28 protein-coding genes are annotated in these 25537 nt (G+C 71.9%); 20 read left to right on the plus strand and 8 right to left on the minus strand.

The features are described from left to right. Window positions 1–10 precede the first annotated feature (10 nt). The 5 genes from polX to ACTWPP_RS35150 form a co-directional block, all read right to left on the minus strand. The gene (polX, locus tag ACTWPP_RS35130) at window positions 11–1729 is read right to left on the minus strand and encodes a DNA polymerase/3'-5' exonuclease PolX (RefSeq protein WP_443108720.1); all 1719 of its coding nucleotides are present in this window, start codon (window positions 1727–1729) and stop codon (window positions 11–13) included. 51 nt (window positions 1730–1780) lie between these two features. Further along, on the minus strand, window positions 1781–2620 hold the full coding sequence (gene prcB / locus ACTWPP_RS35135) for a proteasome subunit beta (protein WP_443108721.1): 840 nt from the start codon (window positions 2618–2620) through the stop codon (window positions 1781–1783). Between the two features lie 233 nt (window positions 2621–2853). Beyond that, window positions 2854–3792 (minus strand): EamA family transporter, encoded by a 939-nt coding sequence (locus tag ACTWPP_RS35140; RefSeq protein ID WP_443108722.1) that lies wholly within the window; start codon window positions 3790–3792, stop codon window positions 2854–2856. A 3-nt stretch (window positions 3793–3795) separates the two neighbouring features. Continuing rightward, window positions 3796–4512: an ABC transporter permease gene (locus ACTWPP_RS35145; RefSeq protein ID WP_443108826.1), complete on the minus strand. Its 717-nt coding sequence runs from the start codon at window positions 4510–4512 to the stop codon at window positions 3796–3798. Between the two features lie 80 nt (window positions 4513–4592). Further along, the gene (locus ACTWPP_RS35150; protein WP_443108723.1) at window positions 4593–5519 is read right to left on the minus strand and encodes an ABC transporter ATP-binding protein; all 927 of its coding nucleotides are present in this window, start codon (window positions 5517–5519) and stop codon (window positions 4593–4595) included. Window positions 5520–5742: 223 nt separating this feature from the next. Here ACTWPP_RS35150 and ACTWPP_RS35155 point away from each other — a divergent pair, with 223 nt between their 5' ends. The 14 genes from ACTWPP_RS35155 (at window position 5743) to ACTWPP_RS35220 (ending at window position 17711) form a co-directional block, all read left to right on the plus strand. After that, window positions 5743–6984, plus strand: a complete 1242-nt coding sequence (locus tag ACTWPP_RS35155) for an arginine deiminase (RefSeq protein WP_443108724.1) — start codon at window positions 5743–5745, stop codon at window positions 6982–6984. A gap of 25 nt (window positions 6985–7009) precedes the next feature. After that, on the plus strand, window positions 7010–7198 hold the full coding sequence (locus ACTWPP_RS35160) for a hypothetical protein (RefSeq protein ID WP_443108725.1): 189 nt from the start codon (window positions 7010–7012) through the stop codon (window positions 7196–7198). 21 nt (window positions 7199–7219) lie between these two features. Further along, window positions 7220–8155 carry a carbamate kinase gene (gene arcC, locus ACTWPP_RS35165; protein WP_443108726.1) on the plus strand — a complete coding sequence of 312 codons (936 nt, stop codon included), beginning with the start codon at window positions 7220–7222 and terminating at the stop codon, window positions 8153–8155. Then, entirely contained in the window at window positions 8152–9606 is a 1455-nt protein-coding gene (locus ACTWPP_RS35170) for an amino acid permease (RefSeq protein WP_443108727.1), read from the plus strand. The genes arcC and ACTWPP_RS35170 overlap by 4 nt, the downstream gene beginning before the upstream one ends. Beyond that, window positions 9603–10604: a universal stress protein gene (locus ACTWPP_RS35175; RefSeq protein ID WP_443108728.1), complete on the plus strand. Its 1002-nt coding sequence runs from the start codon at window positions 9603–9605 to the stop codon at window positions 10602–10604. The genes ACTWPP_RS35170 and ACTWPP_RS35175 overlap by 4 nt, the downstream gene beginning before the upstream one ends. Before the next feature lie 135 nt (window positions 10605–10739). Next, window positions 10740–11537, plus strand: a complete 798-nt coding sequence (locus ACTWPP_RS35180; protein ID WP_443108827.1) for a helix-turn-helix transcriptional regulator — start codon at window positions 10740–10742, stop codon at window positions 11535–11537. Continuing rightward, the gene (sufB, locus tag ACTWPP_RS35185) at window positions 11534–12946 is read left to right on the plus strand and encodes a Fe-S cluster assembly protein SufB (RefSeq protein ID WP_443108729.1); all 1413 of its coding nucleotides are present in this window, start codon (window positions 11534–11536) and stop codon (window positions 12944–12946) included. The genes ACTWPP_RS35180 and sufB overlap by 4 nt, the downstream gene beginning before the upstream one ends. After that, complete coding sequence (gene sufD, locus ACTWPP_RS35190) at window positions 12946–14082, plus strand: Fe-S cluster assembly protein SufD (RefSeq protein WP_443108730.1); 1137 nt, start codon at window positions 12946–12948, stop codon at window positions 14080–14082. Before sufB ends, sufD begins: the two co-directional genes overlap by 1 nt. Further along, window positions 14082–14399, plus strand: coding sequence for a non-heme iron oxygenase ferredoxin subunit (locus ACTWPP_RS35195; RefSeq protein WP_443108731.1), 318 nt, complete (start codon window positions 14082–14084; stop codon window positions 14397–14399). The genes sufD and ACTWPP_RS35195 overlap by 1 nt, the downstream gene beginning before the upstream one ends. A gap of 27 nt (window positions 14400–14426) precedes the next feature. Continuing rightward, entirely contained in the window at window positions 14427–15203 is a 777-nt protein-coding gene (gene sufC, locus ACTWPP_RS35200; protein ID WP_443108732.1) for a Fe-S cluster assembly ATPase SufC, read from the plus strand. Continuing rightward, complete coding sequence (locus ACTWPP_RS35205; protein ID WP_443108733.1) at window positions 15200–16519, plus strand: cysteine desulfurase; 1320 nt, start codon at window positions 15200–15202, stop codon at window positions 16517–16519. The genes sufC and ACTWPP_RS35205 overlap by 4 nt, the downstream gene beginning before the upstream one ends. A 56-nt stretch (window positions 16520–16575) precedes the next feature. Next, entirely contained in the window at window positions 16576–17034 is a 459-nt protein-coding gene (gene sufU / locus ACTWPP_RS35210) for a Fe-S cluster assembly sulfur transfer protein SufU (RefSeq protein ID WP_443108828.1), read from the plus strand. After that, entirely contained in the window at window positions 17031–17360 is a 330-nt protein-coding gene (locus tag ACTWPP_RS35215; RefSeq protein ID WP_443108734.1) for a metal-sulfur cluster assembly factor, read from the plus strand. Before sufU ends, ACTWPP_RS35215 begins: the two co-directional genes overlap by 4 nt. Before the next feature lie 78 nt (window positions 17361–17438). Continuing rightward, window positions 17439–17711: a hypothetical protein gene (locus ACTWPP_RS35220; protein WP_443108735.1), complete on the plus strand. Its 273-nt coding sequence runs from the start codon at window positions 17439–17441 to the stop codon at window positions 17709–17711. A 16-nt stretch (window positions 17712–17727) separates the two neighbouring features. Here the strand turns inward: ACTWPP_RS35220 and ACTWPP_RS35225 are convergent, their stop codons facing one another. Next, on the minus strand, window positions 17728–18861 hold the full coding sequence (locus tag ACTWPP_RS35225) for an EAL domain-containing protein (protein ID WP_443108736.1): 1134 nt from the start codon (window positions 18859–18861) through the stop codon (window positions 17728–17730). 72 nt (window positions 18862–18933) lie between these two features. Beyond that, complete coding sequence (locus ACTWPP_RS35230) at window positions 18934–19329, minus strand: ABC transporter permease (RefSeq protein ID WP_443108737.1); 396 nt, start codon at window positions 19327–19329, stop codon at window positions 18934–18936. A 70-nt stretch (window positions 19330–19399) separates the two neighbouring features. On the opposite strand from ACTWPP_RS35230, the gene ACTWPP_RS35235 reads away from it, so the two are divergent. From ACTWPP_RS35235 to ACTWPP_RS35245, 3 genes are read left to right on the plus strand one after another with little or no spacing between them, the layout of a single operon-like run. Further along, window positions 19400–20038 (plus strand): AIM24 family protein, encoded by a 639-nt coding sequence (locus ACTWPP_RS35235; protein WP_443108738.1) that lies wholly within the window; start codon window positions 19400–19402, stop codon window positions 20036–20038. Further along, window positions 20038–20691: an AIM24 family protein gene (locus ACTWPP_RS35240; RefSeq protein WP_443108739.1), complete on the plus strand. Its 654-nt coding sequence runs from the start codon at window positions 20038–20040 to the stop codon at window positions 20689–20691. The genes ACTWPP_RS35235 and ACTWPP_RS35240 overlap by 1 nt, the downstream gene beginning before the upstream one ends. A gap of 9 nt (window positions 20692–20700) precedes the next feature. After that, window positions 20701–21456 carry an AIM24 family protein gene (locus ACTWPP_RS35245; protein ID WP_443108829.1) on the plus strand — a complete coding sequence of 252 codons (756 nt, stop codon included), beginning with the start codon at window positions 20701–20703 and terminating at the stop codon, window positions 21454–21456. A gap of 37 nt (window positions 21457–21493) precedes the next feature. Here the strand turns inward: ACTWPP_RS35245 and ACTWPP_RS35250 are convergent, their stop codons facing one another. Next, window positions 21494–22291: a VOC family protein gene (locus ACTWPP_RS35250; RefSeq protein WP_443108740.1), complete on the minus strand. Its 798-nt coding sequence runs from the start codon at window positions 22289–22291 to the stop codon at window positions 21494–21496. 262 nt (window positions 22292–22553) lie between these two features. On the opposite strand from ACTWPP_RS35250, the gene ACTWPP_RS35255 reads away from it, so the two are divergent. The 3 genes from ACTWPP_RS35255 to ACTWPP_RS35265 all read left to right on the plus strand — a co-directional run bounded on the left by ACTWPP_RS35255 (window position 22554) and on the right by ACTWPP_RS35265 (window position 25475). Continuing rightward, window positions 22554–24152 carry an ABC-F family ATP-binding cassette domain-containing protein gene (locus ACTWPP_RS35255; RefSeq protein ID WP_443108741.1) on the plus strand — a complete coding sequence of 533 codons (1599 nt, stop codon included), beginning with the start codon at window positions 22554–22556 and terminating at the stop codon, window positions 24150–24152. Window positions 24153–24268: 116 nt separating this feature from the next. After that, window positions 24269–24481: a helix-turn-helix domain-containing protein gene (locus ACTWPP_RS35260; protein WP_021596738.1), complete on the plus strand. Its 213-nt coding sequence runs from the start codon at window positions 24269–24271 to the stop codon at window positions 24479–24481. A gap of 145 nt (window positions 24482–24626) precedes the next feature. After that, window positions 24627–25475, plus strand: coding sequence for an enoyl-CoA hydratase/isomerase family protein (locus ACTWPP_RS35265; RefSeq protein ID WP_443108742.1), 849 nt, complete (start codon window positions 24627–24629; stop codon window positions 25473–25475). The last annotated feature ends 62 nt before the right edge of the window (window positions 25476–25537 follow it).

Genomic DNA, 25537 nt, shown 5'->3' on the forward strand with positions numbered 1-25537 from the left:
GGGGGCCGCGTCACCGCTTGCGGAGGAATTCGCGGAGGCGGTCCAGCGGCCAGGTGTTGATGACGTCGTCGGGGGTCAGCCAGCCGCGCTGGGCGGTGCCGACGCCGTAGCGGATGTTGCGGTGGTGGCCGACGGAGTGGGCGTCGGTGTCGACGGAGAACCTCACGCCGAACCGCTTGGCGCGGCGGACCAGGTCGGCGGGCAGGTCGAGGCGGTCCGGGAACGAGTCGATCTCCATGGCGGTGCCGGTGCGGGCGGCGGCGCGGAACACCTCGTCCCAGTCGGCGTCGACCGGCGGGCGGCGGCCGATGCTGCGGGCCGTGGGGTGACCGATGACGTGGACGTGGGGGTTCTCGCAGGCGCGGACGAGGCGCCGGGTCATGGCGTCCTGGTCCTGGGTGAAGTGGGAGTGGACCGAGGCGACGCAGACGTCGAACCCGGAGAGGAAATCGGCGTCCCAGTCGACCGCGCCGTCCGGGTCGATGTTCAGCTCGGTGCCGTGCAGGAGCGTCAGGCCGGGGTACTTGCGCTGGAGCTCGGCGACCTGGTCGCGCTGGGCGAGCATCTTCTCGTCCGTCATCCGCTGCATGAACAGGTTGGGCGCGTGATCGGTGATCGCGTAGTACCCCAGGCCGCGGGCGTGCGCGGCGGCGACCATGTCGTCCAGGGAGGCGATGCCGTCGGTGAGGTCGGTGTGGCTGTGCAGGTCGCCCCGCAGGTCCCCGACGGTGACGAGGCGGGGCAGCTCGTCCTTCAGGGCCGCCTCGATCTCGCCGGTGTCCTCGCGGAGGGCGGGGTGGACCCAGGGCAGGCCGAGCCGCTCGTACACCTCCTCCTCGGTCTCAGAGACGATCAGCTCGTCGGACTCGGCGTGGAACAGGCCGTACTCGGACAGCTTCAGGCCCGCCTTCACGGCGATCTCGCGGGTGCGGATGTTGTGGGCCTGCGACCCGGTGAAGTACTGCAGGGCCGCCCCCCAGGACTCGGGCGGGACGACGCGCAGGTCGACCTGCAGGCCCTTGGTCGTGCGGACCGAGGTCTTCTTGTCGCCGCTCGCGATGACCTCGGCGACGAACGGCAGCGCGGCGAACGCCTCCATGATCGGGTGCGGGTCGCCGGAGGCGGCCAGGACGTCCACGTCGCCGATCGTCTCCCGCATCCGGCGCAGGGACCCGGCGTGTTCGCACCGCTCCACCTGGGGGAGCGCGGACAGCACCTCGACGATCTCGTCGGCGACGCCGGCGGCGGCGTCGAGCAGCACCCGCTCGCCGGAGCTGCGCAGCAGCTCGATGCCGTGGAGGATGTTCTCCTCCGTCTTGGCGCCGAAGCCCTTGAGGCCGCGCAGGCGGCCGTCGCGGATCGCGGCCGCCAGCTCGTCGACCGAGGAGATGCCCAGCGCCTCATAGACGGCGAGGGCCTTCTTCGGGCCGAGGGTCGGGATGGCCGTCAGCGCCCTGACCCCGGCGGGGATCTGGGTGCGCAGCTCCTCCACCTGCCGGATCGTGCCGGTGGTGGTGTAGTCGAGGACCTTCTTCGCGATCGCCTCGCCCACCGTGGGGATCGTGCGCAGCCCGGCCAGGTCCATGCCGGAGATGTCGTCGGGATGGCCCGCGATCGCCCGTGCGGCCTTCTCGTACGCCCTGATCTTGAACGCGTCGCCGCCCGTGATGGACAGCAGATCGGCCAGTTCCTGGATGAGGGCCGCAGCCTCGTCGTTAGCCCGTGCCATACGGCCGAGTCTAGAAGCCCGGTACGACGTTCCCGGTGATCGGCGGCGTTGTCAGCGCAGCGGCGCGATGGGGCCGCCGGGGTTGTCCATCCGGCCCCGGACGACCTCGTCGGCGATCGCCGACACCTCGTCCTCGGGCAGGCGCCGGTACCCGTCGTCGGTGACGACCGCGATCGTCGGGTAGATGCGCCGCGCCGGGTCGGGCCCGCCGGTGGCGGTGTCGTCGTCGGCCGCGTCGTAGAGGGCCTGGACGCACACCGTCGCGGCGTCCGCCAGGGAGAGGTCGCGCCGGTAGAGCTTCTTCAGAGCGCCCAGCGCGTACGGGGAGCCCGAACCGTCCGCGTGGTAGTCGCGGGCCTCCTGCGGGGAGCCGGTGATGTCGTAGGTGTAGATCCGGCCCTCGCCGGTGTCGGGGTCGTACCCCGTGAACAGCGGGACGACGGCGAGGCCCTGCAGCGCCTGGGCGAGGTTGGCCTGGATGACGGCGCCGAGGCGCCGGGCCTTGCCCGGCAGCGACAGCGGGACGGTCTCCATCTTCTCGTAGTGCTCCAGCTCGACCTGGAACAGCCGGACCATCTCCAGCGCCAGCCCGACCGTCCCCGCGAACGCGACGGCGGAGTACTCGTCGCCGCGCTGCACCTTGTCCAGCTCGCGGTAGGCGATCCGGTTGCCCTGGGTGGCGCGCCGGTCGCCGGCCATCATGACCCCGCCCGGGAACGTCAGCGCCAGGACGGTGGTGCCGTGCGGCAGTTCCGGAAGGTCGCCGGCGTGCGGTACCCGGTTGACGGGCAGCAGCTCGGGGGAGTGGAGGCGCAGGAGGTCGACGAACGACGCCGACCCCGCCTCGAAGAACTCGGGCGGTATTCCCTGATCCTCGGTCCGGCCGATCACGGCGGCTCCTCTCCCCTCGCTGATGACCTTCGCGGTCTGATCCTTCCACGCTGCCACACGCACCTGCCAACCGCTCACGCCCGACACTCGTGGGGACGCGCCTCCACACCCTCGGTTCGCTGCCGCTCATGCTTGACGCTTGTGGGGGGCGCCCCCACACCCCCCGGTTCGCTGCCGCTCATGCTTGACGCTTGTGGGGGGGCGACCCCCCACACCCCCCGGTTCGCTGCCGCTCATGCTTCTGGCGCCTCCGGCGGGTCCTTCTGGCCACGGGTCGCGCCCGCACAGGCGACGATGACGCAGCAGATCGCGACCCACTGGCGTCCGGTGAGGATCTCGCCGAGCAGCGCCATCCCGACCAGCGCGGCGACCGCGGGCTCCAGGCTCATCAGGACGCCGAAGACGCGGGCGGGCATCCGCCGCAGCGCCTCCAGCTCCAGCGAGTACGGGATCACCGACGACAGCAGGCCGACACCGAGGCCGATCAGCAGCAGCTGCGGGTCGAGCACCGCGGGACCGGCGGACGCGACGCCGATCGGCAGCATGGCGGCCGTCCCGACGATGCTGGCGAGCGCGAGGCCGGTGGAGCCGGAGAACCGCTCGCCGGTGGCGGCGGTGAGCAGGATGTAGGCGGCCCAGCACGCCCCGGCCAGGAGCGCGAACGCGATGCCCACGGGGTCGAGGGCCCCGGCGCCGCCCCTGGCCAGCAGGACGACGCCCACGCCCGCCAGGACGGCCCACAGCGCGTGCCGGGGACGCCGGGACGCGACGATCGCCACCGTCAGCGGACCGAGGAACTCGATCGTCACCGCCACGCCCAGCGGGATCCGCGCGAACGACTGGTAGATCGAGAAGTTCATCAGCGCCAGCGCTAGCCCGAAGCAGGCGGCGATGGCGAGGTTGGAGCGGGAGTGGTCGCGCAGGACGGTCCGCAGAGCCTTGCGCGCCAAGAACCCCAGCACGATCGCCGACGTCAGCAGCCGGACCGTCACGACGACGCTCGGCGGCATCCGGTCGAACAGGTGCTTGGCGAGGCCCGCCCCGGTCTGCACGGAGATGATGCCGAACAGGATCAACGCGGGCGGCGGCACCGACCCCAGCGACAGGATCCGGGCACGGCCCGCCGCCCGGGACGCCCCGCCGAACGACTGGGGCGCCTCAGCGAGTGCCATGTACTACTCCCATTTGAAGAACCGTGCGGCCAGGGCGAGCCCCGCGACGGCCCACACCGCGAGCACGAGCAGTGGCCCGCCCGGGAGCGCCGCGCCGTCGCGCAGGACGTCGCGCAGGCCTTCCGCCAGCGCCGAGATGGGCAGCATTTCCAGGACGGTCCGGACCGGGCCGGGGAACTCGTCCAGGGGGAAGACGACGCCGCCGGCGGCCAGCAGCAGGATGTAAACGAGGTTCGCGGCGGCGAGGGTCGCCTCGGCGCGCAGCGTCCCGGCCATGAGCAGCCCGAACCCGCTGAACGCGGCCGTCCCGAGCAGCAGCAGGACGATCACCGACAGGGGGTCGCCGTGCGGCCGCCAGCCGAGGGCCAGCGCGACCGCGCAGATCACGACGGCCTGCACCGCCTCGACCGCGATCACGGTGAGGGTCTTGGCGGCGATGAGCCCGCCGCGCGGCAGCGGTGTGGCCCCGAGCCGCTTGAGGACGCCGTAGCGCCGTTCGAAGCCGGTGCCGATCGCCTGGCCCGTGAACGCCGTGGACATCACCGCTAGCGCGAGGATGCCGGGCGTGAGGAAGTCGACGCGGCGGCCGGTGCCGAGGTCCAGCAGGGACGTGGCGCTGAACAGCGTGAGCAGCACCACCGGGATGATCAGCGTGAGCAGCAGCTGCTCGCCGTTGCGCAGCGTCGTGCGGAACTCGTAGCCGGCCTGGGAGAGGATCATCCGCGGCAGCGGCACGGCGGCCGGTGCCGGGGTGAAGTCCAGAACCGCGGAATTCCGCGGAGCGGCCTCGTGCGGGGTGGTCACGGGCGCAGCTCCCGTCCGGTCAGCTCCAGGAAGACGTCCTCCAGGGTGCGGCGCTCGATCCGCAGGTCCTCGGTCATGACGCCGTGCGAGGCGCACCAGGCGGTGACGGTGGCCAGCAGCTCGGGCCGGACGTCCGCCTCGATCAGGTAGTGCCCGGCGGGCGACTCCTTGGCGGCGCAGCCGGCGGGCAGCGCCGACAGCAGCTCCTCCAGGCCGAGGCCGGGGCGGGCGCGGAAGCGCAGCTGCCGCTCGGCGCCGGTCAGTTCCTCGGGGGCGCCCTCGGCGACGACCCTGCCGTGGTCGACGATGACGACGTGGTCGGAGAGGCGCTCGGCCTCCTCCATGTTGTGCGTGGTGAGGACCACCGAGACCCCCGCGGCCCGGAGCTCCTCGATGAGCCGCCAGGTGGCGTGCCTGGCCTGCGGGTCGAGCCCGGTGGTGGGCTCGTCGAGGAAGACCAGCTCGGGCCGCCCGACGACGGCGACGGCCAGGGACAGCCGCTGCTGCTGGCCGCCCGACATGCGCCGGAACGGGGTGCGGGCGTGCTCGGTCAGGCCGAGCCGTTCCAGCAGGGCGGACGGGTCGAGCGGCGTGGCGTGGAACGAGGCGACGAGCCGCAGGAACTCGCCGGCGCGGGCCGTCCCCGGAACGCCGCCGGACTGCGGCATCACGCCCACCCTCGGCTTCAGCGCCCGCCCGCCCGCGACGGGGTCGAGGCCGAGGACGCGGACGGCGCCGGAGTCGGCGCGGCGGAACCCCTCGCAGATCTCGATCGTGGTGGTCTTGCCGGCGCCGTTGGGGCCGAGCAGCGCGGTGACGGCGCCCCGGGCGGCGCTGAGCGACAGGCCGTCCACGGCGGTCGCCGCGCCGTAGCGCTTGACGAGCGAGTCCAGCTCGACGGCGCCGTCTCCGGGGGGTGTCATGGTGACGAGTTTAGATCTGGGGGACGACCGCCCCGCGCCGGGTCCCGCCGGTGCCGCCCGTGAAGATCCGGTAAAGCCGCCGGGTGAACGCGGATCCGGTGAGCCGGGGCGGGATCCGCCCAGTTTCGCCCCGTGAGCCGGGGGAATTGACCGCCTGTCGCCGGGCGGTCGCCGGCGGCCTGGGGCCTGGCGGCACCGTGGCCGCGCCCCGAGGAGGTGGGGGATGCCGTTCCATGTCGATTCGGAGACCGGCCGGCTGCGGTCGGTCCTGCTGCACCGGCCGGAGCTGTCGCTGAAGCGGCTCACCCCGTCCAACGCCGCCGGTCTGCTGTTCGACGACGTGCTGTGGGTCAGGCGGGCCGTCGAGGAGCACGGGGAGTTCGAGGACGTGCTGCGTTCGCAGGGCGTGCGGACGTACCTGCTGCTCGACCTGCTGCGCGAGACGATCGACATCCCCGAGGCCCGCAAGCACATCCTCGACGCCGTCGTCGACCCGCACTGGTTCGGCCCGGTCGCCACCGACGCGATCCGCAACTGCTTCGACGCCATGGACCTGAAGGACCTGGCCTCGTTCCTCATCGGCGGGATCACCAAGCGGGAGATGCTGGAGCGGATGCCCGAGCCGGCGTCCATCGCGTTCCATTCGATCGGGCCGGACGGGTTCGTCCTGCCGCCGCTGCCCAACCACCTGTTCACCCGCGACACGTCCTGCTGGATCTACGACGGCGTGTCGATCAACACCATGCGCAAGAAGGCCCGGATGCGCGAGACGGTGAACATGGAGGCGGTCTACCGGTGGCACCCGATGTTCGCGGACGGCTACGACCGTCCCGCGGCGGGAGGGTTCCACGTGTGGAACCGGGGCACGGCGATGGCGCCGGCGACGCTGGAGGGCGGCGACGTCCTGGTCATCGGGAACGGCGCCGTCCTGGTCGGGATGAGCGAGCGGACGCAGCCTCAGGCGGTCGAGATGCTCGCCCAGTCGCTGTTCGCCGCCGGTTCCTGCTCCCGGATCGTCGCGCTGCGGATGCCGCAGAAACGGGCGTTCATGCACCTGGACACGGTCATGACGATGGTCGACCACGGCGTGTTCACCACCTACGCCGGGCTGGGCCTGCTGCCGTCCCACACCGTCGAGCCGGGCGACACCGAGAAGGAACTGAAGATCACCGACCATCGTCCGGAGGACATGTACCGGGCGATCGCGGCGGCGCTCGGCGTGGACGACGTCAGGGTGCTCACCCCGACGCAGGACGTGTTCGCCGCCCAGCGCGAGCAGTGGGACGACGGCAACAACGTCCTGGCCGTCTCGCCCGGCGTGGTCGTCGCCTACGAGCGCAACGCGACGAGCAACAACCATCTGAGCGCGAACGGGATCGACGTCATCACGATCCGCGGCAGCGAGCTGGGCCGGGGGCGCGGCGGGCCGCGCTGCATGACCTGCCCGATCCAGCGGGACGCCTGACGGCCGCGACCAACGGGAGAGATGCATGGCGTTCGACCTTCGCGGCCGCGGCTTCCCCAGGGAACCGGACTTCACGCCCGGGGAGTTCGGGTTCCTGCTCGGTCTGGCGGCCGATCCGAAGCCGGGCAGGTCCAGCGGCGCCTCGCCGGTCTCCGACGGGGCGGAGAACCGGATGCACACGATCAAGGTGGTCATGGTCGCGACGCCCGGCTGAGCCGGGCAGGGGGAGGAAAGTATGCGCGTGGTCGTAGCGCTCGGGGGGAACGCGCTGGTCAAACGGGGCGAGACGCCCGACGCGGAACCGCAGCGCGCCAACGTCGACCGGGCGGTGCGGTCGCTGGCGCCGCTCGCCGAGCGGCACGAGCTGATCATCACGCACGGGAACGGGCCGCAGGTCGGGGTGCTGTCGCTGGAGAGCGTCAACGACCCGGGCCTGACCCGGCCGTATCCGCTGGACACCGTCGTCGCCGAGACCCAGGGCATGATCGGCTACTGGATGCTGCAGGCGCTGCAGAACGCGCTGCCCGGCCGTCAGGTGATGGCGATGATCAACCAGACGCTGGTGTCGGCGGTGGACCCGGCGTTCGAGGACCCGACCAAGTTCGTCGGTCAGGTCTACGACCGGGACGAGGCGGACAAGCTCGCCGCCGAGTACGGGTGGACGGTCCGGCAGGACGGGGACCTGTGGCGCCGCGTGGTGCCGTCCCCGCGGCCGCAGCGGGTGATCGAGACCCGGCTGATCAGGGAGCTGGTGCGGCTCGGGACGGTCGTGGTCTGCGCGGGCGGCGGCGGCATCCCGGTCTTCCGCAACGACGTCGGGCGGCTGGAGGGCGTCGAGGCGGTGATCGACAAGGACCTCACCGCGTCCGTCCTGGCCGAGAGCATGGACGCGGACGCGCTGCTGATCCTCACCGACGTGCCGAACGTGATGCGGAACTTCGGAACCCCGGACCAGGAGGAGATCACCCACACGACCCCGCACGAGCTGCGGGCCGTGGACTTCCCCGCCGGGTCGATGGGCCCCAAGGTCGAGGCCGCCGCGAGCTTCGTCGAGCGGACGGGCGACATGGCCGCGATCGGGCTGCTGGACCAGTGCGTGCGGATCCTCGACGGGACCGCCGGGACGATCGTCACCCCCAACGCGACCTGGCCGCTGGCGAGCACGCTGTGACCGCCGGAACCGCGCGCGGGTCCTTCGCGCACAGCCTCCTGCGGACCAAGCCGGTCGAGCGGATCGTCGCCGAGGGCGGGGAGGGCGAGGGCGGCGAGCTGAAGCGGACGCTGAGCCTGCTGCAGCTCACCTTCCTCAGCGTCGGCGCGACCCTCGGCACCGGCATCTTCGTCGTGCTCGGCGAGGCGGTGCCGCTGGCCGGCCCGGCGGTCGTGCTGTCGTTCGTCCTCGCCGCCGTCACCGCCCTGTTCTCGGCCCTGTCGTACGCCGAGCTGGCCGGGACGATCCCGGTGTCCGGCTCGTCGTACTCCTACGCCTACGCCACGCTCGGCGAGCTGGTCGCGTGGGTGTGCGGCTGGTGCCTGCTGCTGGAGTACGCCGTGTCGGTCTCGGCCGTCGCGGTCGGCTGGGGCGCCTACCTCAACGCGTTCTTCGACGCCGCGTCCGGCTTCACGATCCCGGCCGTGATCAGCAGCCCGCCGGGCGACGGGGGGATCGTCAACATCCCGGCCGTGATCGTGGTCCTGCTGGCCACGCTCCTGCTGCTGCGCGGCGCGTCGGAGAGCGCCACCGCCAACACGATCATGGTGTTCCTCAAGATCGGCGTGCTGCTGTTCTTCTGCGGGGTCGCCTTCACCGCGTTCCGGTCGCAGAACCTCAGCGCGTTCGCGCCGATGGGGTGGGCGGGCCTCAGCGCCGCCGGCTCCCGGGTGTTCTTCTCCTACATCGGCTTCGACGCCGCCTCCACCGCCGGTGAGGAGGCCAGGAACCCCCGCCGCGACCTGCCGCTCGCGATCGTCTTCTCGCTGGTCATCGTGACCGTCATCTACGTGCTGGTCGCGCTGGCCGCGGTGGCCGCGATGCACTGGGAGCGGTTCGACGTGAGCGGCGCCGAGGCGTCGCTGGCGCGGGTGCTGGACGCCGCCACCGGGCAGACCTGGCCGGCGATCATCCTGTCGCTCGGCGCCGTGATCGCCATCGCCAGCGTCGTCCTCACCGTCATGTACGGGCAGACCCGCATCCTGTTCGCGATGTCGCGGGACGGGCTCATCCCGCCCGTCTTCAAGAAGGTCAGCCCGGGACGCCGGGTGCCGGTCGCCAACACGGTCATCGTGGCGCTGTTCATCGGGATCCTCGCCGCGGTGATCCCGCTCGGCCGGCTGGTGGACGCCACCAGCATCGGGACGCTGTTCGCGTTCGCGCTGGTCAGCGTCGGCGTCATCGTCCTGCGCCGCACCCGGCCCGAGCTTCCGCGCAGCTTCCGGGTGCCGCTCTTCCCCCTGACGCCGCTGCTCGGCGTCGCGTTCTGCGTCTACCTGATGATCGGCCTCGGCGGCGTGACGTGGACGGTGTTCCTGCTCTGGATCCTCGTCGGGCTGGTCGCGTACTTCCTGTACGGGCGCCGCCGTTCGCGCCTGGCTTCCGCGTCCTCGGGAAGGGGGCTGCCATGAGCGAGACGAACACCATGAACGACACGAGCGACACGAGCGGGACGAAGGTCATGCGGGTGCTCGTCGGCTACTCGCCCGACGAGCGCGGCGAGGACGCGCTGGCCCTGGCCGCCATGGTCGCGAAGACGGCGAACGCGCCGGTGACCGTCGTGCACGTCCATCCGCCCGCCTGGCCCGCCCGCGGCCCCGGCAACGTCGACGCCGAATGGGTCGCCTACCTCAAGGGGCAGGCGGACGAGGCGCTCGCCGAGGCCGTCGGGCGGCTCGGCGAGCTGCAGGTGCCGAGGCCGGACCTGGACCTGCGCGCCCATGCCCACCGCAGCAGCGGGCGCGGTCTCATCGAGGTCGCCAGGGACGTCGGCGCCGACCTCATCGTGGCCGGCTCGGCACCGCGCGGACGGCGCGGGCGGATCACCATCGGAAGCACCGCCGACCAGCTCCTGCACGGTTCGCCCGTTCCGGTCATGCTCGCGCCGCGCGGATACGCCGCCGGGTCGTCGCATCACCCCGGCATGGGCCTGCCCCACCGGTCCCCGAGGCGGCTCGAACGGATGACCGTCGCGTACTGGCGGCGCCGGGACGTCGAGGGCCCGCTGGCCGTCGCCGCCGAGTTCGCGGGGGCGCTGAGGCTCCCGATGCGGCTGCTCACGATGGTGCTGAGGCCGCCCGGGCTCGCGGCGAAGTTCCACACCGCGGGGGGCGTGCTGGAACGGCAGGTGGCCCAGGCCGACGAGGACCTCCGCGATGCCGCCGGTCAGTTCGGCGGCGGGATGCCGGTGGAGCGGTTGACCACCGTCGGGACGGGCATCGGCAAGGCCCTCGCCGCCGTCGATATGCTTCCGGGCGAGGTGCTGGTCTGCCTGTCCAGCCATGACGGGCCGCTGCGCAAGGTCTTCCTCGGGGCGAACTCGGGCAAGATCGTCCGATCCGCGCCCTGCCCGGTGCTGGTCCTGCCGCGCGGCGCCGGATCCCCGGCCGGACGGGAAAGCCCAGGTTAGGTAAGGCTTGCCTGCGTGAGCTATGACATCGGCGATCCGGTGTTTCGAGGGAAGGAATTACGGCACACTGATGTTGTGAAATACGTGAGCGAGGACCAGACGCATGCCCAGGCCGCCGCCGCGCGGCCTCTCGGCATGCCGTCCGGGGCCGGTCACACCGAGCGTGACACACGCGCGCGGGTGGCCCGGCTGATCCTTGAGCACGGCCCGGTCACGGCGTCCACGCTGGGGGAGCGCGTCGGCCTCACACCGGCCGCGATCCGCCGGCACCTGGACGCCCTGCTGGCCGAGGGCATGATCGAGGTCCGCAAGGCGCGGGCGACGCAGACCCGGCGCGGCCGGGGACGTCCCGCCAAGTGGTTCGCCATCACCGACGCCGGGCGCAGCGCCTTCGTGCACGCCTACGACGACCTGGCGACCGGCGCCCTGCGGTTCCTCGCCGAGACGGCCGGCGACCACGCGGTCGCCGAGTTCGCCCGTCGGCAGATCGCCGACCTGGAGCGGCGCTACCGGCCCGTCGTGCAGGCCGCCCCGCCCCAGCAGCGGGTCCGCACGCTCGCCGAGGCGCTGTCGGGCGACGGGTACGCGGCCGCCGCGGCCAAGGCCCCGCAGCCGGGCGGCGGCGAGCAGCTGTGCCAGCACCACTGCCCGGTCGCGCACGTCGCCGCGGAGTTCCCGCAGCTGTGCGAGGCCGAGACCGAGGCGTTCAGCCGGCTGCTGGGCACGCCCGTCCAGCGGCTGGCCACGATCGCGCACGGCGACGGGATCTGCACCACCCACGTCAGCTCCCGCTCCCTGAGCGGGGCGGGCGAGAAGGGCGATCCCGCCGCGAGCGTCACCCCTGGCGGGGACGCGGGGGACGGCGAGCCGGGGGCGGCGTCCCCCGAACGAACACAGATCAGTGACGAGGAGTCCGGAGGGACCTCCCTATGACTACTGCAGCCCATCCTGAGCTTGAAGGGCTCGACAGGTACAAGTTCGGCTGGGCCGACTCCGACGAGGCCGGGGCCTCGGCGCGGCGCGGGCTGAACGAGGACGTTGTCCGCGACATCTCGGGCAAGAAGGATGAGCCGGACTGGATGCTCGGCCTGCGGCTGAAGGGGCTGCGGCTTTTCAGCAAGAAGCCGATGCCCTCCTGGGGCTCCGACCTGTCGGGCATCGACTTCGAGAACATCAAGTACTTCGTGCGCTCCACCGAGCAGCAGGCCACGTCCTGGGAGGAGCTGCCGGAGGACATCAAGAACACCTACGACAAGCTCGGCATCCCCGAGGCGGAGAAGCAGCGCCTCATCGCCGGCGTCGCCGCGCAGTACGAGTCGGAGGTCGTCTACCACAAGATCCGTGAGGACCTTGAGGAGAAGGGCGTCATCTTCGTCGACACCGACACCGGCCTGCGCGAGCACCCGGAGATCTTCCAGGAGTACTTCGGCTCGGTGATCCCGGTCGGCGACAACAAGTTCGCCGCGCTCAACACCGCCGTGTGGTCGGGCGGCTCGTTCATCTACGTGCCGCCGGGCGTGCACGTGGAGATCCCGCTCCAGGCGTACTTCCGGATCAACACCGAGAACATGGGGCAGTTCGAGCGGACGCTGATCATCGCGGACGAGGGCTCCTACGTCCACTACGTCGAGGGCTGTACCGCGCCGATCTACAAGTCGGACTCGCTGCACTCCGCCGTCGTGGAGATCGTCGTGAAGAAGGACGCCCGCGTCCGCTACACGACCATCCAGAACTGGTCCAACAACGTCTACAACCTGGTGACCAAGCGCGCCGTCGCCTACGAGGGCGCCACCATGGAGTGGGTCGACGGCAACATCGGCTCCAAGGTCACCATGAAGTACCCGGCGGTCTACCTGCTCGGCGAGCACGCCAAGGGCGAGACGCTGTCGATCGCGTTCGCCGGCGCGGACCAGCACCAGGACGCCGGCGCCAAGATGGTGCACGCCGCGCCGAACACCTCCAGCAGCATCATCTCCAAGTCGGTGGCGCGCGGCGGAGGCCGCACGTCCTACCGGGGGCTGGTGCAGGTCCAGGAGGGCGCCGAGCGCAGCAAGTCCACCGTCAAGTGCGACGCGCTGCTGGTCGACCAGATCAGCCGGTCCGACACCTACCCCTACGTCGACGTCCGCGAGGACGACGTGGAGATGGGCCACGAGGCGACCGTCTCGAAGGTGTCGGAGCAGCAGCTGTTCTACCTGATGAGCCGCGGCCTCACCGAGGACGAGGCGATGGCGATGATCGTGCGCGGGTTCGTCGAGCCGATCGCGCGCGAGCTGCCGATGGAGTACGCCCTCGAGCTGAACCGGCTCATCGAGCTGCAGATGGAAGGAGCCGTGGGTTGATGGGGCTCGACACCAAGCCTCTCTCGACGCTGCACGACAAGGCGTCGTACGACCTCGGCGACTTCGAGGTGCCCACGGGCCGGGAGGAGGAGTGGCGGTTCACCCCGCTGCGCCGCCTCCGCGGCCTGCACAACGGCACCGCCGAGGCCGACGGCAAGGTGCTGGTCGAGGTGGAGGCGGCGCCGGAGGTGACGGTCGAGACCGTCGGCCGCGACGACGCCCGCCTCGGCAGGTCCTACGTGCCGGCCGACCGGGTCAGCGCGCAGGCGTGGAACTCCTTCACCCAGGCCACCGTCGTGACCGTCCCGAAGGAGGCCGTCGCCTCCGCGCCGACCGTGCTGCGGCTGCGCGGCGAGGACGCCTCCTCCGCCGCCTACGGGCACACCACGGTCGTCGTGGAGCCGTTCGCCGAGGCCACCGTCGTGCTGGCGCACCGCGGATCGGCGACCTACGCCGACAACGTCGAGTTCGTCGTCGGCGACGGGGCCCGCCTCTCGGTGATCAGCCTGCAGGACTGGGCGGACGACAGCGTCCACGTCTCGCACCAGCACGCCCGGCTCGGCCGCGACGCCCGGTTCCTGTCGCACAACATCTCGCTCGGCGGCGACGTCGTCCGGATCTCCCCGTCGGTCGCCTACGGCGGGCCCGGCGGCGACGCCGAGCTGTACGGGGTGTACTTCGCCGACGGCGGCCAGCACCTGGAGCACCGCCTGCTCGTCGACCACACCGTCCCGCACTGCCGCAGCCGCGTCGACTACCGCGGCGCGCTGCAGGACCAGGACGCGCACGCCGTCTGGATCGGGGACGTGATCATCCGCGCGGAGGCGGAGGGCACCGACACCTACGAGCTGAACCGCAACCTCGTGCTGACCGACGGGACGCGGGTCGACTCGGTCCCGAACCTGGAGATCCTCACCGGCGAGGTCGCCGGCGCGGGCCACGCCTCGGCGTCCGGGCGGCTGGACGACGAGCACCTGTTCTACCTGCAGGCGCGCGGCATCACCTTCGACGAGGCGCGCCGCATGGTGGTGCGGGGCTTCCTCGGGCAGCTGATCCAGCGCATCGAGGTCGCCGAGGTGCGCGAGAAGGTCACCGAGGCGATCGAGGAGGAACTGGACCAGGGGGCGGGTGAGTGATGGCGTACGTGAAGGTGTGCCCGCTGGCCGAGGTCCCCGTCGACGGGGCCATCGCCGTGGAGGTCGACGACACGCCCGTCGCCATCGCGCGCAGCGGCGACGACGTGTACGCCGTCAACGACATCTGCTCGCACGCCGAGGTCTCCCTCTCCGAGGGCGAGATCTACGACGGCACCATCGAGTGCTGGCTGCACGGGTCCTGCTTCGACCTGCGCAGCGGCAAGCCCACGAACCCGCCGGCCACCCAGCCGGTCGCCACATACAAGGTCAAGGTCGAGGACGGCGACGTCTACGTCTCGCTCGCCGCCGACGACTAGGCCCACGACGAAGGAACCACGAGCATTATGGCCACGCTAGAGATCCGCGACCTCCACGTCTCCGTCGGCGACGGCTCCGACGGGGCGAAGGAGATCCTGCGCGGGGTCGACCTGACCGTGAAGGCCGGCGAGACCCACGCGCTCATGGGGCCCAACGGCTCCGGCAAGTCCACCCTGGCGTACGCGGTCGCCGGGCACCCCAAGTACGAGGTGACGTCCGGGACCGTGACCCTCGACGGCGAGGACGTCCTCGCCATGTCGGTCGACGAGCGGGCCCGCGCCGGGCTGTTCCTCGCGATGCAGTACCCGGTCGAGGTGCCGGGCGTGTCGGTGTCGAACTTCCTGCGCTCGGCCGTCACCGCCGTCCGCGGCGAGGCCCCGAAGCTCCGCGAGTTCTCCAAGGAGATGAAGCAGGCGATGGAGGGGCTGTCCATCGACCCGGCGTTCGCGCAGCGCAGCCTCAACGAGGGCTTCTCCGGCGGTGAGAAGAAGCGGCACGAGATCCTGCAGCTGGAGATGCTGAAGCCGAAGGTCGCCGTCCTGGACGAGACCGACTCCGGCCTCGACGTCGACGCCCTCAAGGTCGTCGCGGAGGGCGTGAACCGGTTCGCGGCCGGCGACACCGGCGTCCTGCTCATCACGCACTACACGCGTGTCCTGCGGTACGTGAAGCCCGACTTCGTGCACGTCTTCTCCGGCGGCCGCATCGTCGCCCAGGGCGGGCCCGAGCTGGCCGACGAGCTCGAGGACGAGGGCTACGAGAAGTACGCGGAGCCGGTGCGAGGGGCGGGCGCTTCCCTATGAGCCTTCGCGAAGCGAACCAGGGGGTGTGGGGGGTCGGCCCCCCGCAGGAGAGCGCGAACCTGCTGCCGGAGGAGCTGAAGAAGGACTTCCCGCTCCTGCACCGCACGGTGCGCGGCGGGCGCCCTCTGGTGTACCTCGACTCGGGCGCGACGTCGCAGAAGCCCGTCCAGGTGCTGGACGCGGAGCGGGAGTTCTACGTGCGGCACAACGCGGCGCCGCACCGCGGGGCGCACCTGCTGGCGGAGGAGGCGACGGAGGCCTACGAGAACGCCCGCGCGTCGATCGCCCGGTTCATCGGCGCGACGCCCGGTGAGATCGTGTTCACCAAGAACGCCACCGAGGGCATCAACCTGGTCGCGTACGCGATGAGCAACGCCGCCACGGCGGGCCCGGAGGCGGAGCGGTTCGTGGTCGGCCCCGGCGACGAGGTCGTGGTGTCGGAGATGGAGCACCACGCCAACCTCGTCCCCTGGCAGCAGCTCTGCCGGCGGACGGGCGCGACGCTGCGCTGGTTCGGCATCACCGACGAGGGCCGTCTCGATCTGGAGAACCTGGACGACCTCGTCGGCGAGCGCACGAAGATCGTCGCGCTGACGCACCAGTCGAACGTGCTCGGCACCGTCCCGCCGATCGAGCGGATCGTGGAGCGTGCCCACGCCGTCGGCGCGCTCGTCCTGCTGGACGCCGCGCAGTCCGTGCCGCACCAGCCGGTGGACGTGTCCCGGCTCGGCGCCGATTTTCTGGCGTTCTCCGGGCACAAGATGCTCGGCCCGACCGGCATCGGCGTGCTGTGGGGCCGGACCGAGCTGCTGGAGGCCATGCCGCCGTTCATCACCGGCGGGTCCATGATCGAGGTCGTCCACATGGAGGACACCACGTTCATGCCGCCGCCGCAGCGGTTCGAGGCGGGGGTGCCGATGACCGCGCAGGCGGTCGGGCTCGGCGCGGCCTGCGAGTACCTCGCCGAGATCGGCATGGACCGGGTGCACGCCCACGAGGAGGCCCTGGTCGCCTACTCGCTCGAGCGGCTCACGGAGATCCCCGGCGTCCGGATCATCGGCCCCGGCACCACCGAGGCCCGCGGCGGCGCCGTGTCGTTCACCGTCGAGGACATCCACCCGCACGACGTCGGGCAGGTCCTCGACGACCTCGGCGTCGAGGTCCGCGTCGGCCACCACTGCGCGTGGCCGATCTGCCGGCGCTTCGGCATCCCGGCGACCACCCGCGCGACGTTCTACGTCTACAACACCCTCGCCGACGTGGACTCCCTCGCCGACGGGGTGAGGCAGGCCCAGAAGTTCTTCGGCACCACCTAGCGGAACACGCTGGGCCCGGGCCCGGTTGTAGCGAGAAAGGCTTGGAAAGGGACGACATGCAGCTGGAGGCGATGTACCAGGAGGTCATCCTGGACCATTACCGCAACCCCCATCACAAAGGGCTGCGGGAGCCGTTCGAGGGGGAGGCCCACCACGTCAACCCGACCTGCGGTGACGAGGTGACGCTGCGCGTCCACCTGGACGGCGCTGGGCAGGACGCCACGGTCGCCGACGTCTCCTACGATGCCATGGGCTGCTCGATCAGCCAGGCCAGCGCCTCGGTGATGGCCGACCTGATCATCGGAAAGTCCGTCAAGGAGGCGATGGCGGTCGGCGAGGAGTTCCTCGCGCTGATGCAGTCGCGCGGCCAGGACGTCCAGCTCGACGAGGACGTCCTCGAGGACGCCATCGCCTTCGCCGGGGTCTCCAAGTACCCCGCCAGGATCAAATGCGCCCTGCTCGCCTGGATGGCGTGGAAGGACGCGACCGCCCGCGCACTCGGAGAGGCACCATGACCGATACGCCCGCCACCGGCACCGTCCCCGAGGAAGAGATCCTTGAGGCCCTCAAGGACGTCGTCGACCCCGAGCTCGGCATCAATGTCGTCGATCTCGGCCTGGTGTACGGCGTCAACCTCGCCGACGAGGTCGCCACCCTGGACATGACGCTCACCAGCGCCGCGTGCCCGCTCACCGACGTGATCGAGGACCAGACGCACAGCGCGCTGGAGGGCCTGGTCAAGGACGTCAAGATCAACTGGGTCTGGCTTCCGCCGTGGGGTCCCGACAAGATCACCGACGACGGCCGCGACCAGCTGCGCGCCCTCGGCTTCAACATCTGATCCGCACCGCGAAGAGGCCGCACCCCGTCCGGGGCGCGGCCTCTTCGCATTCTCCCGCTGCTCGGGCTGTGCTCGGCGATGCTGCTGAGGCGGACGGCGCCGCTCCCCGGGCTGGCCGTGGCGACCCTGTTCAACGTTTTCGACGTGGTGCTCGGCCCGAGCATCGCCACCGCGATGATCTACGGGGACGCGCTGTACGCGGCGAGCCTGTACGGGCGGCGGCGGACGTCGGAGTGGCTGCTCGGGACGACGCTGGCCGCGTCGGTGTCGGTAGCCATTCTCGCGCAGGAGACGGCCGCGTCCGGGTTTTCCGGGCCCGTTCCGCATGACGGATCATCCGGGGCCGGCTGACGCCGCACGGGCGATCTCAGCGCGCCAGGGCCCGGATCAGGTCGGCGACGCGGACGATGCCCAGGCAGCGGCCCACCTCGTCGACGACGACCAGGTCGTCGTAGACGCGCTCGTCCTCCCGCCCGGCCGCCCGCAGCGCCGCGACCGCCGGGACGGTGCGCGGAACCGGCCGGGGCGGGTCGGCCAGCCGCGCGGCGGGCCTGCGGGCGTGCAGGGCGTGCCCGTAGGCGCCGGACAGCCCCAGCAGGAAACGCGTCCGGTCCACCGCGCACCGGGGCCGCTGCCGTTCGTCGACCAGGACGATGCTGGTGATGCCGGTCTCCGCGTTCAGCGCGTCGAGCACCTCGCCGGCGGTCGCGGTATGCGGCATGGTCACCGCCGGGAGCGTGAACTCCGAGACCCGCGGCCCGAGCCCCGCGTCCGCCCGGGCGGGCTCCTCACGGGCCGCGACCGGGATGGTGACCGGCGCCCCCGGCAGCCACCCGGGCGGCGCCAGCGCGGGACCCTGGACGAGCCGCACACCGGTGTCGCGCATGTGCAGCACCTGCTCCCGGGTCGCCATCTGCGGCGCCAGGACGTGCGTCTCCAGGCGGTGCGCCAACTCGACCAGGCTCTGCACCAGCGCCGCCCGGCGCGGCTCGGCCACCGATCTGCGGGCCAGCTCCGGGTCGAGTTTCAGCAGGTAGGACGTGCCGTCCGCGAGCAGGTCCAGCGGCGCGTGGGCGGCGCCGAGCCCGGCCAGCCCGACGAGGTAGCCGGCCCGGCGCAGCCCGGCCAGCGCGGCGGTGACGGGCGGGCGCATCGCGGGCGGGAAGCCGCCCGCCACGCAGATGATGATCTCCTGGGGGCGGCGGCCCGTCTCGCCGAGGCCGCGGTGCAGTTCGGCGAGGAGGTCGTCGCCGCCGGAGAGGGTCTCGGCGCGCAGGCCGATCTGCAGCGGCAGCGGGGTGCCGAGGCCGGCGGCGGCGCGGGCCGCCTCCACGGCGCGGCGCACGTCCTCCGAGGCCGGATCGAACCGCATCGGGCCGGACGAGCCGGGCGGCGCGGCGTGCGCCTCGACGGCGACGACGGTGCCGGTGCCGAGGTCGACGACGGGCCGGAACACCGCCCGGGCCGGGAGGAGGGCGTCTGGGACTTCGACGGCTGACACAGCCGCGTCATGCCGCCCACCTGACCGTGAAACCGGACTTGTCAGAAGAAGTTAACCCACAGTTCGCGCGGCTCAGAGGCCGCGGCCGCCGGCGAGGGCCGACAGGAAGTAGGTCACCCCGGCGACCGCCGCGAGCCACACGTAGGCGGTGATGTCGGCGCCGCGCAGCGACTGGACGATCAGCGCGCCGACCACCGCGACGGTCAGCACGTCGCCGGTCATCGCGGCGGCCCGCAGGTGCGCGCGGGCCCGGGTGCCGGACCCGAAGCCCTCGCTGACCGGCAGCGCCGGTTCGTTGCGCCGGTACGCCAGGTACGCCGCGTAGCCGGCCAGCGCGGCGAGCGCGGTCAGGGCCGTCCCGGACCGCCCGTCGGCGGCCAGCACGGCCCCCACCACCACACCGGCGCTCAGGACGAGCCCGGGTACGGCCCACCGGCCGAGGCTGCGGCGTTCGGGAGCGATCCACATGGTCCCCATCCTTCCCGATCCGGGGTCAAGGCGAGCCGTCAACGCGCCGGGGCCTGTATCTTCTCGCTCCGTGGCGCAATTTCGGATGAACGGCTCGAAGATGCTCGCCGTCGACCTCGGCGGCGAGACCATCAGGGCGCTGAACGGGTCCATGGTCGCCTACGAGGGCCAGATGGCGTTCAAGCGGCAGGGCATGACGGGTGGCGAGGGGCTCCGCGGCGCCCTCAAACGCAGGATCGCCGGTGAGGGCATGACCCTCATGGAGATCACCGGGCAGGGGACGGTCTACCTGGCGAGCGAGGCGACGGAGGTCACGCTCGTCCAGCTCACCGGCGACACGCTGTTCGTGGAGTCGGAGAGCCTCCTGGCCCTCGACGGGAACCTGCAGACCGGCGTCCAGTTCGTCGGGCTGCGGGGCATGGGCACCGGCCAGGGCCTCGCCACGACCAAGGTGGAGGGGCACGGGACGGTCGCCGTCCTGTCGGAGGGGCCGGCGATCGCGCTGGAGGTGTCGCCGCAGTCGCCGCTGTGCGTCGACCCCCACGCCTACGTCTGCCATCACGGCCAGCTCCAGCAGGACGTGGTCACCGACGTCAACTGGCGCACGGTGATCGGCCAGGGATCGGGGGAGAGCGTGCAGTTCCGGTACTCGGGGCACGGGCTGGTGTACGTCCAGCCGGCCGAACGCGGCGGAATTCTGGAGATCTGATGCCGGGCTACCAGTCGATCAACTCGAAGATGCTCCAGGTGCCGATCGGGCCGGGCCAGGAGGTCTACAGCAAGCGCGGCGCGATGCTCGGCTACACCGGGCCGGTGTCGTTCGCGCCGTCCACCACCGCCGGGCAGGGCATCGGCGGCACCATCGGACGCGCCGTCGCGGGCGAGCGCACCGCGATGATGCACGTGACCGGGCAGGGCAGCGTCCTGTTCGGCCACGCCGGGCTGGAGATCACCGTCATCGACCTGCACGGCGCCGACACGCTCTACGCCGAGGCCGACCGGCTGCTCGTGCACGACGCGGCCCTGCAGGTCGGCACCATGTTCATGGGCGAGCAGGGCGGCGTGCGCGGCATGGTCCGCGGCGCGGTCACCGGGCAGGGCCTGTTCACCACGACGCTCATGGGCCACGGCTCGTGCGCGCTGCTGTCGCACGGCGGCGTGATGGAGATGCCGATCAGCCCGCAGCGGCCCGTCCACGTCGACCCGCAGGCGTACGTCGCGCACCGCGGCCAGGTGGAGAACAAGCTCACCACGGCCGTGGGCCTGCGCGAGATGATGGGGCGGGGCTCCGGCGAGGGCTTCCAGCTCCAGCTGAGCGGCACCGGCGTCGTCTACGTCCAGGCCAGCGAGAGGAAGATCTGACCCGTGAGCATGTTCGGCACGCAGACCTGGAACGCCGGGACGCTCCCGTCCAACGACAACGTCAACCCCTACGCCTTCAGCGTCGACCTCAACGGGCAGTGGTTCGCGCAGAAGGGCAAGATGATCGCCTACTACGGGCAGATCAAGTTCGAGGCGCTGTCGGCGGGGCCGCTGGACTCCCTCGTCGCGCACACCTTCAACTCCCCGCTGTACGCGCAGGACTGGATCGTCGCGCAGGGGCAGGGCAAGCTCGTCCTCGCCGACCGCGGGTTCGACGTCAACTCCTTCGACCTCGACAACGGGAACCTGACGGTCCGGGCCGGGAACCTCCTGGCGTTCGAGCCGGGCCTGGAGCTCAAGCAGTCGATCATCCCGGGGTTCCTGACGCTGATCGGCACGGGGCGGTTCGTCGCCGCCTCCAACGGCCCGGTCCACTTCGTCGAGCCGCCGATCAGGATCGACCCGCAGGCCCTGCTCGGCTGGGCCGACTGCCCGTCCCCATGCCACCACTACGACCACTCCTACATGCGCGGTGCGTTCGGCGCCGCCCGGATGGTCCTCGGCATCGGCGGCTCGTCCGGCGAGGAGCACCAGTTCGACTTCACCGGCGAGGGCACCGTGCTGATGCAGTCGTCCGAGGTCGTGATGCGCGAGGACGTCCTGCTGCGCGACCTCGAAGGGCAGATCGGGCTGGTCGGCACGTCCGGGCTCCAGCGGCTCCAGCAGACGATCACCCAGCGGCTCGCGGCAGAGCGCCAGGGCTGACCGGGGCGCCCGGCCGGGGGTGCGACCGGGTGCCGGGTCACGTGCCGGCGTCGGGTGCCGGCTTCATCACCATGAACGGCACGCCGAACGGGTCGCGGACGGCGGCGAACCGCCCGTAGGGGCTGTCGACGGGCTCGGCGTCGACCGTGCCGCCGCCGTCCCGCACCGCCCGGACCGCCGCGTCGGCGTCGTCGACCGCGAAGTACGTCGTCCAGGACGGGACCGGAGCGTCGCCGCCGCCGAGGACGATCCCGGACCCGCCCTGGACGCCGCCGACGTAGCGGCCGTCGGGGCGCCGCAGGACGGTGTAGTCCATGTCGCCCTCCGGGATCGGCTCAAGCTCGTACCCGAACACCGCCCGGAAGAACTCGCAGGCGGGTCCCGAGTCGGGGGTGAACAGCTCGTTCCAGACGAACGATCCGGGTTCGTTGACGATCCGCGAGCCGGGATGGGCGTGGCCCTCCCACAGGCCGAACTGCCCGCCGTGAGGGTGCGTGAGGATCGCCATGCGGCCGAGGCCCATCACGTCCATGGCCGGCGCGACGACGTCCGCGCCGGCGCCGGTGGCGCGTTCGACGACGCCGTCGCAGTCGTCGGCGGCGAAGTAGACGCCCCACCAGTACACGTCGGGCTGGTCCGCCGGGTTCTCCATCATCCCGGCAACGGGCTCCCCGCGCAGGCTGCACTGGTTGTAGTGCCCCGCCTCGGGGCCGGCGTCCTGGAACTCCCAGCCGAGGAGCGTCCCGTAGAACGTCCTGGCGCGGTCGATGTCGGGGACGCCGATGTCGAGCCAGGTGGGCGTCCCTTCCGGCGCGTTGCTCGTGACCTGGGTCATCCCGCTCACACTCCTTCGTGTCGATTCGCCGCACGCCCGTCACCCCCATCCTGGCCTGGGGCGGAGCGTTCACACATCGGTTCCGCGCCGGTCGGCACGGACCGGGCGGCGGGGCGGGCCCCGCGCGCCGTCCCGTACACTGGTGGCATGGTTCCGCTCCCGAACTGACAGTGCGCCCAGCGCGCCCCGGTCTCACGGTGACCGAGAGGCGCGCTTCTTCGTGCCTGTCCACCGAGCCGTCCGTCAGGGGAGCCCTGTCACTGTGATCATCGCGAAAGACATCGAGCTGCGCGCCGGGCCCCGGCTGCTGATCGAGACCGCCACGTTCCGGGTCAACCCCGGCGACCGGGTGGGTTTCGTCGGCCGCAACGGCGCCGGCAAGACCACCCTCACCAAGGTGCTGGCCGGGGAGGCGCAGCCCGCGCAGGGAGCCGTGACGTCCTCCGGCACCATCGGCTACCTGCCGCAGGACCCCCGTGGCGTCGACCTCACGGAGCTGGCCCGCGACCGCATCCTGTCCGCCCGCGGGCTGGACGAGGTCATCCGCAAGCTGCGCGCCGCCGAGGACGCGATGGCGGCCGCGACGGGCGCCGACCGCGACAAGGCCGTCCGCCGGTACGGCCGCCTGGAGGAGCGGCTGCACGTGCTCGGCGGCTACTCCGCCGAGGCCGAGGCCGCCTCGATCGCCTCCAGCCTCGGGCTGCCGGACCGGGTGATGACCCAGCCCCTCGGGACGCTGTCGGGCGGTCAGCGGCGCCGGGTGGAGCTGTCGCGCATCCTGTTCTCCGGCGCCGACACCCTGCTGCTGGACGAGCCGACCAACCACCTGGACGCCGACTCCATCGTCTGGCTCCGCGACTTCCTGAAGTCCCACCAGGGCGGCCTCGTCGTGATCAGCCACGATGTGGAGCTGCTGGGCGCGGTGGTCAACCGGGTGTTCCACCTGGACGCCAACCGCAGCGTGGTCGACATCTACAACGTCGGCTGGAAGAAGTACCTGGAGCAGCGCGAGACCGACGAGCGGCGCCGCAAGCGCGAGACGGCGAACGCGCAGCGGCAGGCGTCCGCGCTGCTGTCGCAGGCCGACAAGATGCGCGCCAAGGCCACCAAGGCCAAGGCGGCCCAGCAGATGGACCGGCGCGCCAGGAGCCTGCTGGCGGGCGCCGAGGGCGAGCGGCGGGCCGACAAGGTCGCCAAGATCCGCTTCCCGGAACCGGCGCCGTGCGGCAAGACCCCCCTCACCGCGGAGGGTTTGTCGAAATCGTACGGATCTTTGGAGATTTTCACCGACGTGGACCTGGCCGTCGACCGGGGCAGCCGCGTCGTCATCCTGGGCCTGAACGGCGCGGGCAAGACGACGCTGCTGCGGCTGCTGGCGGGCGTCGACGAGCCCGACACCGGGTCGGTGCTGGCCGGTCACGGCCTGCGGGTCGGCTACTACGCCCAGGAGCACGAGACCCTGGACGTCGAACGGTCCGTCCTGGAGAACATGCAGTCGGCCGCGCCCGGCATGGCGCCCGTCGAGGTCCGCAAGATCCTCGGCTCGTTCCTGTTCACCGGCGACGACGTCGACAAGCCCGCGGGCGTCCTGTCCGGCGGCGAGAAGACCCGGCTGGCGCTGGCGATGCTGGTGGTGTCCAGCGCGAACGTCCTGCTGTTGGACGAGCCCACCAACAACCTCGACCCCGCCAGCCGCGAAGAGATCCTCGGGGCGCTGCGGACGTTCGCCGGGGCGATCGTCCTGGTGACCCACGATGAGGGGGCCGTCGACGCGCTCGCGCCGGAAAGAGTGATTTTGCTGCCGGATGGGGTGGAAGACATCTGGAGTGACGAGTTTGCCGATCTGGTGGCGCTCGCGTGACCTGCGGGGTGACTTCCGCAGATCTTTTCTGGCCGAGTGGGTAGCCGAACCGGCGGGAATGACTGATCATGGCGGGGGATAACGCAGCGGTCACCACATCACTACGGGAGGTACTCGTGGCCGAGACCCTTAAGAAGGGCACCCGCGTGACCGGTGCCGAGCGCGACAAGCTGGCGGCGGACCTGAAGAAGAGGTACGACTCCGGCGAGAGCATCCGCGCCCTGGCAGCCGCCACCGGCCGCTCGTACGGTTTCATCCACCGGATTCTGACCGAGTCCGGAGTCAACCTGCGCGGTCGCGGCGGCGCGACCCGGGGCAAGAAGTCCTGAACGGACACCGGCCCCCGGATGAGCGCACCGCCTGAACCGGCGCCGCGACCGGCCGAGTAAGGTTCGGTCGCGGCGGCGGACAGGCGCCGGGTCCCGCCCCGTGGACGGCGGGGCGGGCCCGTGGTGCTCATCGAGAGGGAGGCCAATGGCGGACGCGAATACGGACGGACGGCCGGAAACGGTCACGGACCCGGCGGTGGAGGCCACCCTCGCCGACCTCGATCAGGCGGTGCTCGATGACGCGGTGCTCGATGAGGGCGGGCTGCGGTTCGACGTGGACGGCGCCGTCGCGACCGTCACGCTGAACCGGCCCGAGCGGCGCAACGCGATGACGTTCGCGACCTGGCGCGGCCTCGCCGCGATCGGGCGCGCCCTGCCCGGGGACGTCCGCGTGGTCGTGCTGCGGGGCGAGGGCCCGAGCTTCTCGGCGGGCATCGACCTCGGCATGTTCTCCGGCGAGGGCGAGGGATTCGCCGACGGCTCGGACGCCGAGGCCACCGACCGTTTCATCGCGGAGCTGCAGGAGGGCTACACCTGGCTGCGGCGGCCCGAGATCGTCACCGTCGCGGCGGTGCACGGCCACGCCATCGGCGGCGGGTTCCAGCTCGCGCTGGCGTGCGACATCCGCGTGGTGGCCGACGACGCCGAGTTCTGCATGAAGGAGCCCGCGCTCGGGCTCGTCCCCGACCTGACCGGCACCAAGCCGCTCGTCGAGCTCGTGGGCATCGGGCGGGCCCTGGAGCTGTGCCTCACCACCCGCACCGTTCTCGCCGACGAGGCGTCCCGGATCGGGCTCGCCGAGGTGGTCGTCCCGCGCGACGGCCTGGACGACGCCGTCCGCGACCTGGTCACCGCGCTGCTCGCGGTGAACCCGGGCGCGGCCGTCGCCACCAAGCGGCTGCTGTGGCGGGCCGCCGAGAACACCCTCGGCGAGCAGTGCGCCGCCGAACGCCGTGAGCAGATCGGCCGGCTGCGCGAGCTGTTCGCGCGCTGACCGCCGGGTGGCGGCGGGCCGCCCGATGGGCGTCCATGAGAGCGGCCCGCCGCGACCGCGTC

The sequence above is a fragment of the Actinomadura sp. 3N407 genome, from assembly GCF_052245875.1.
Lineage (GTDB): Bacteria > Actinomycetota > Actinomycetes > Streptosporangiales > Streptosporangiaceae > Spirillospora.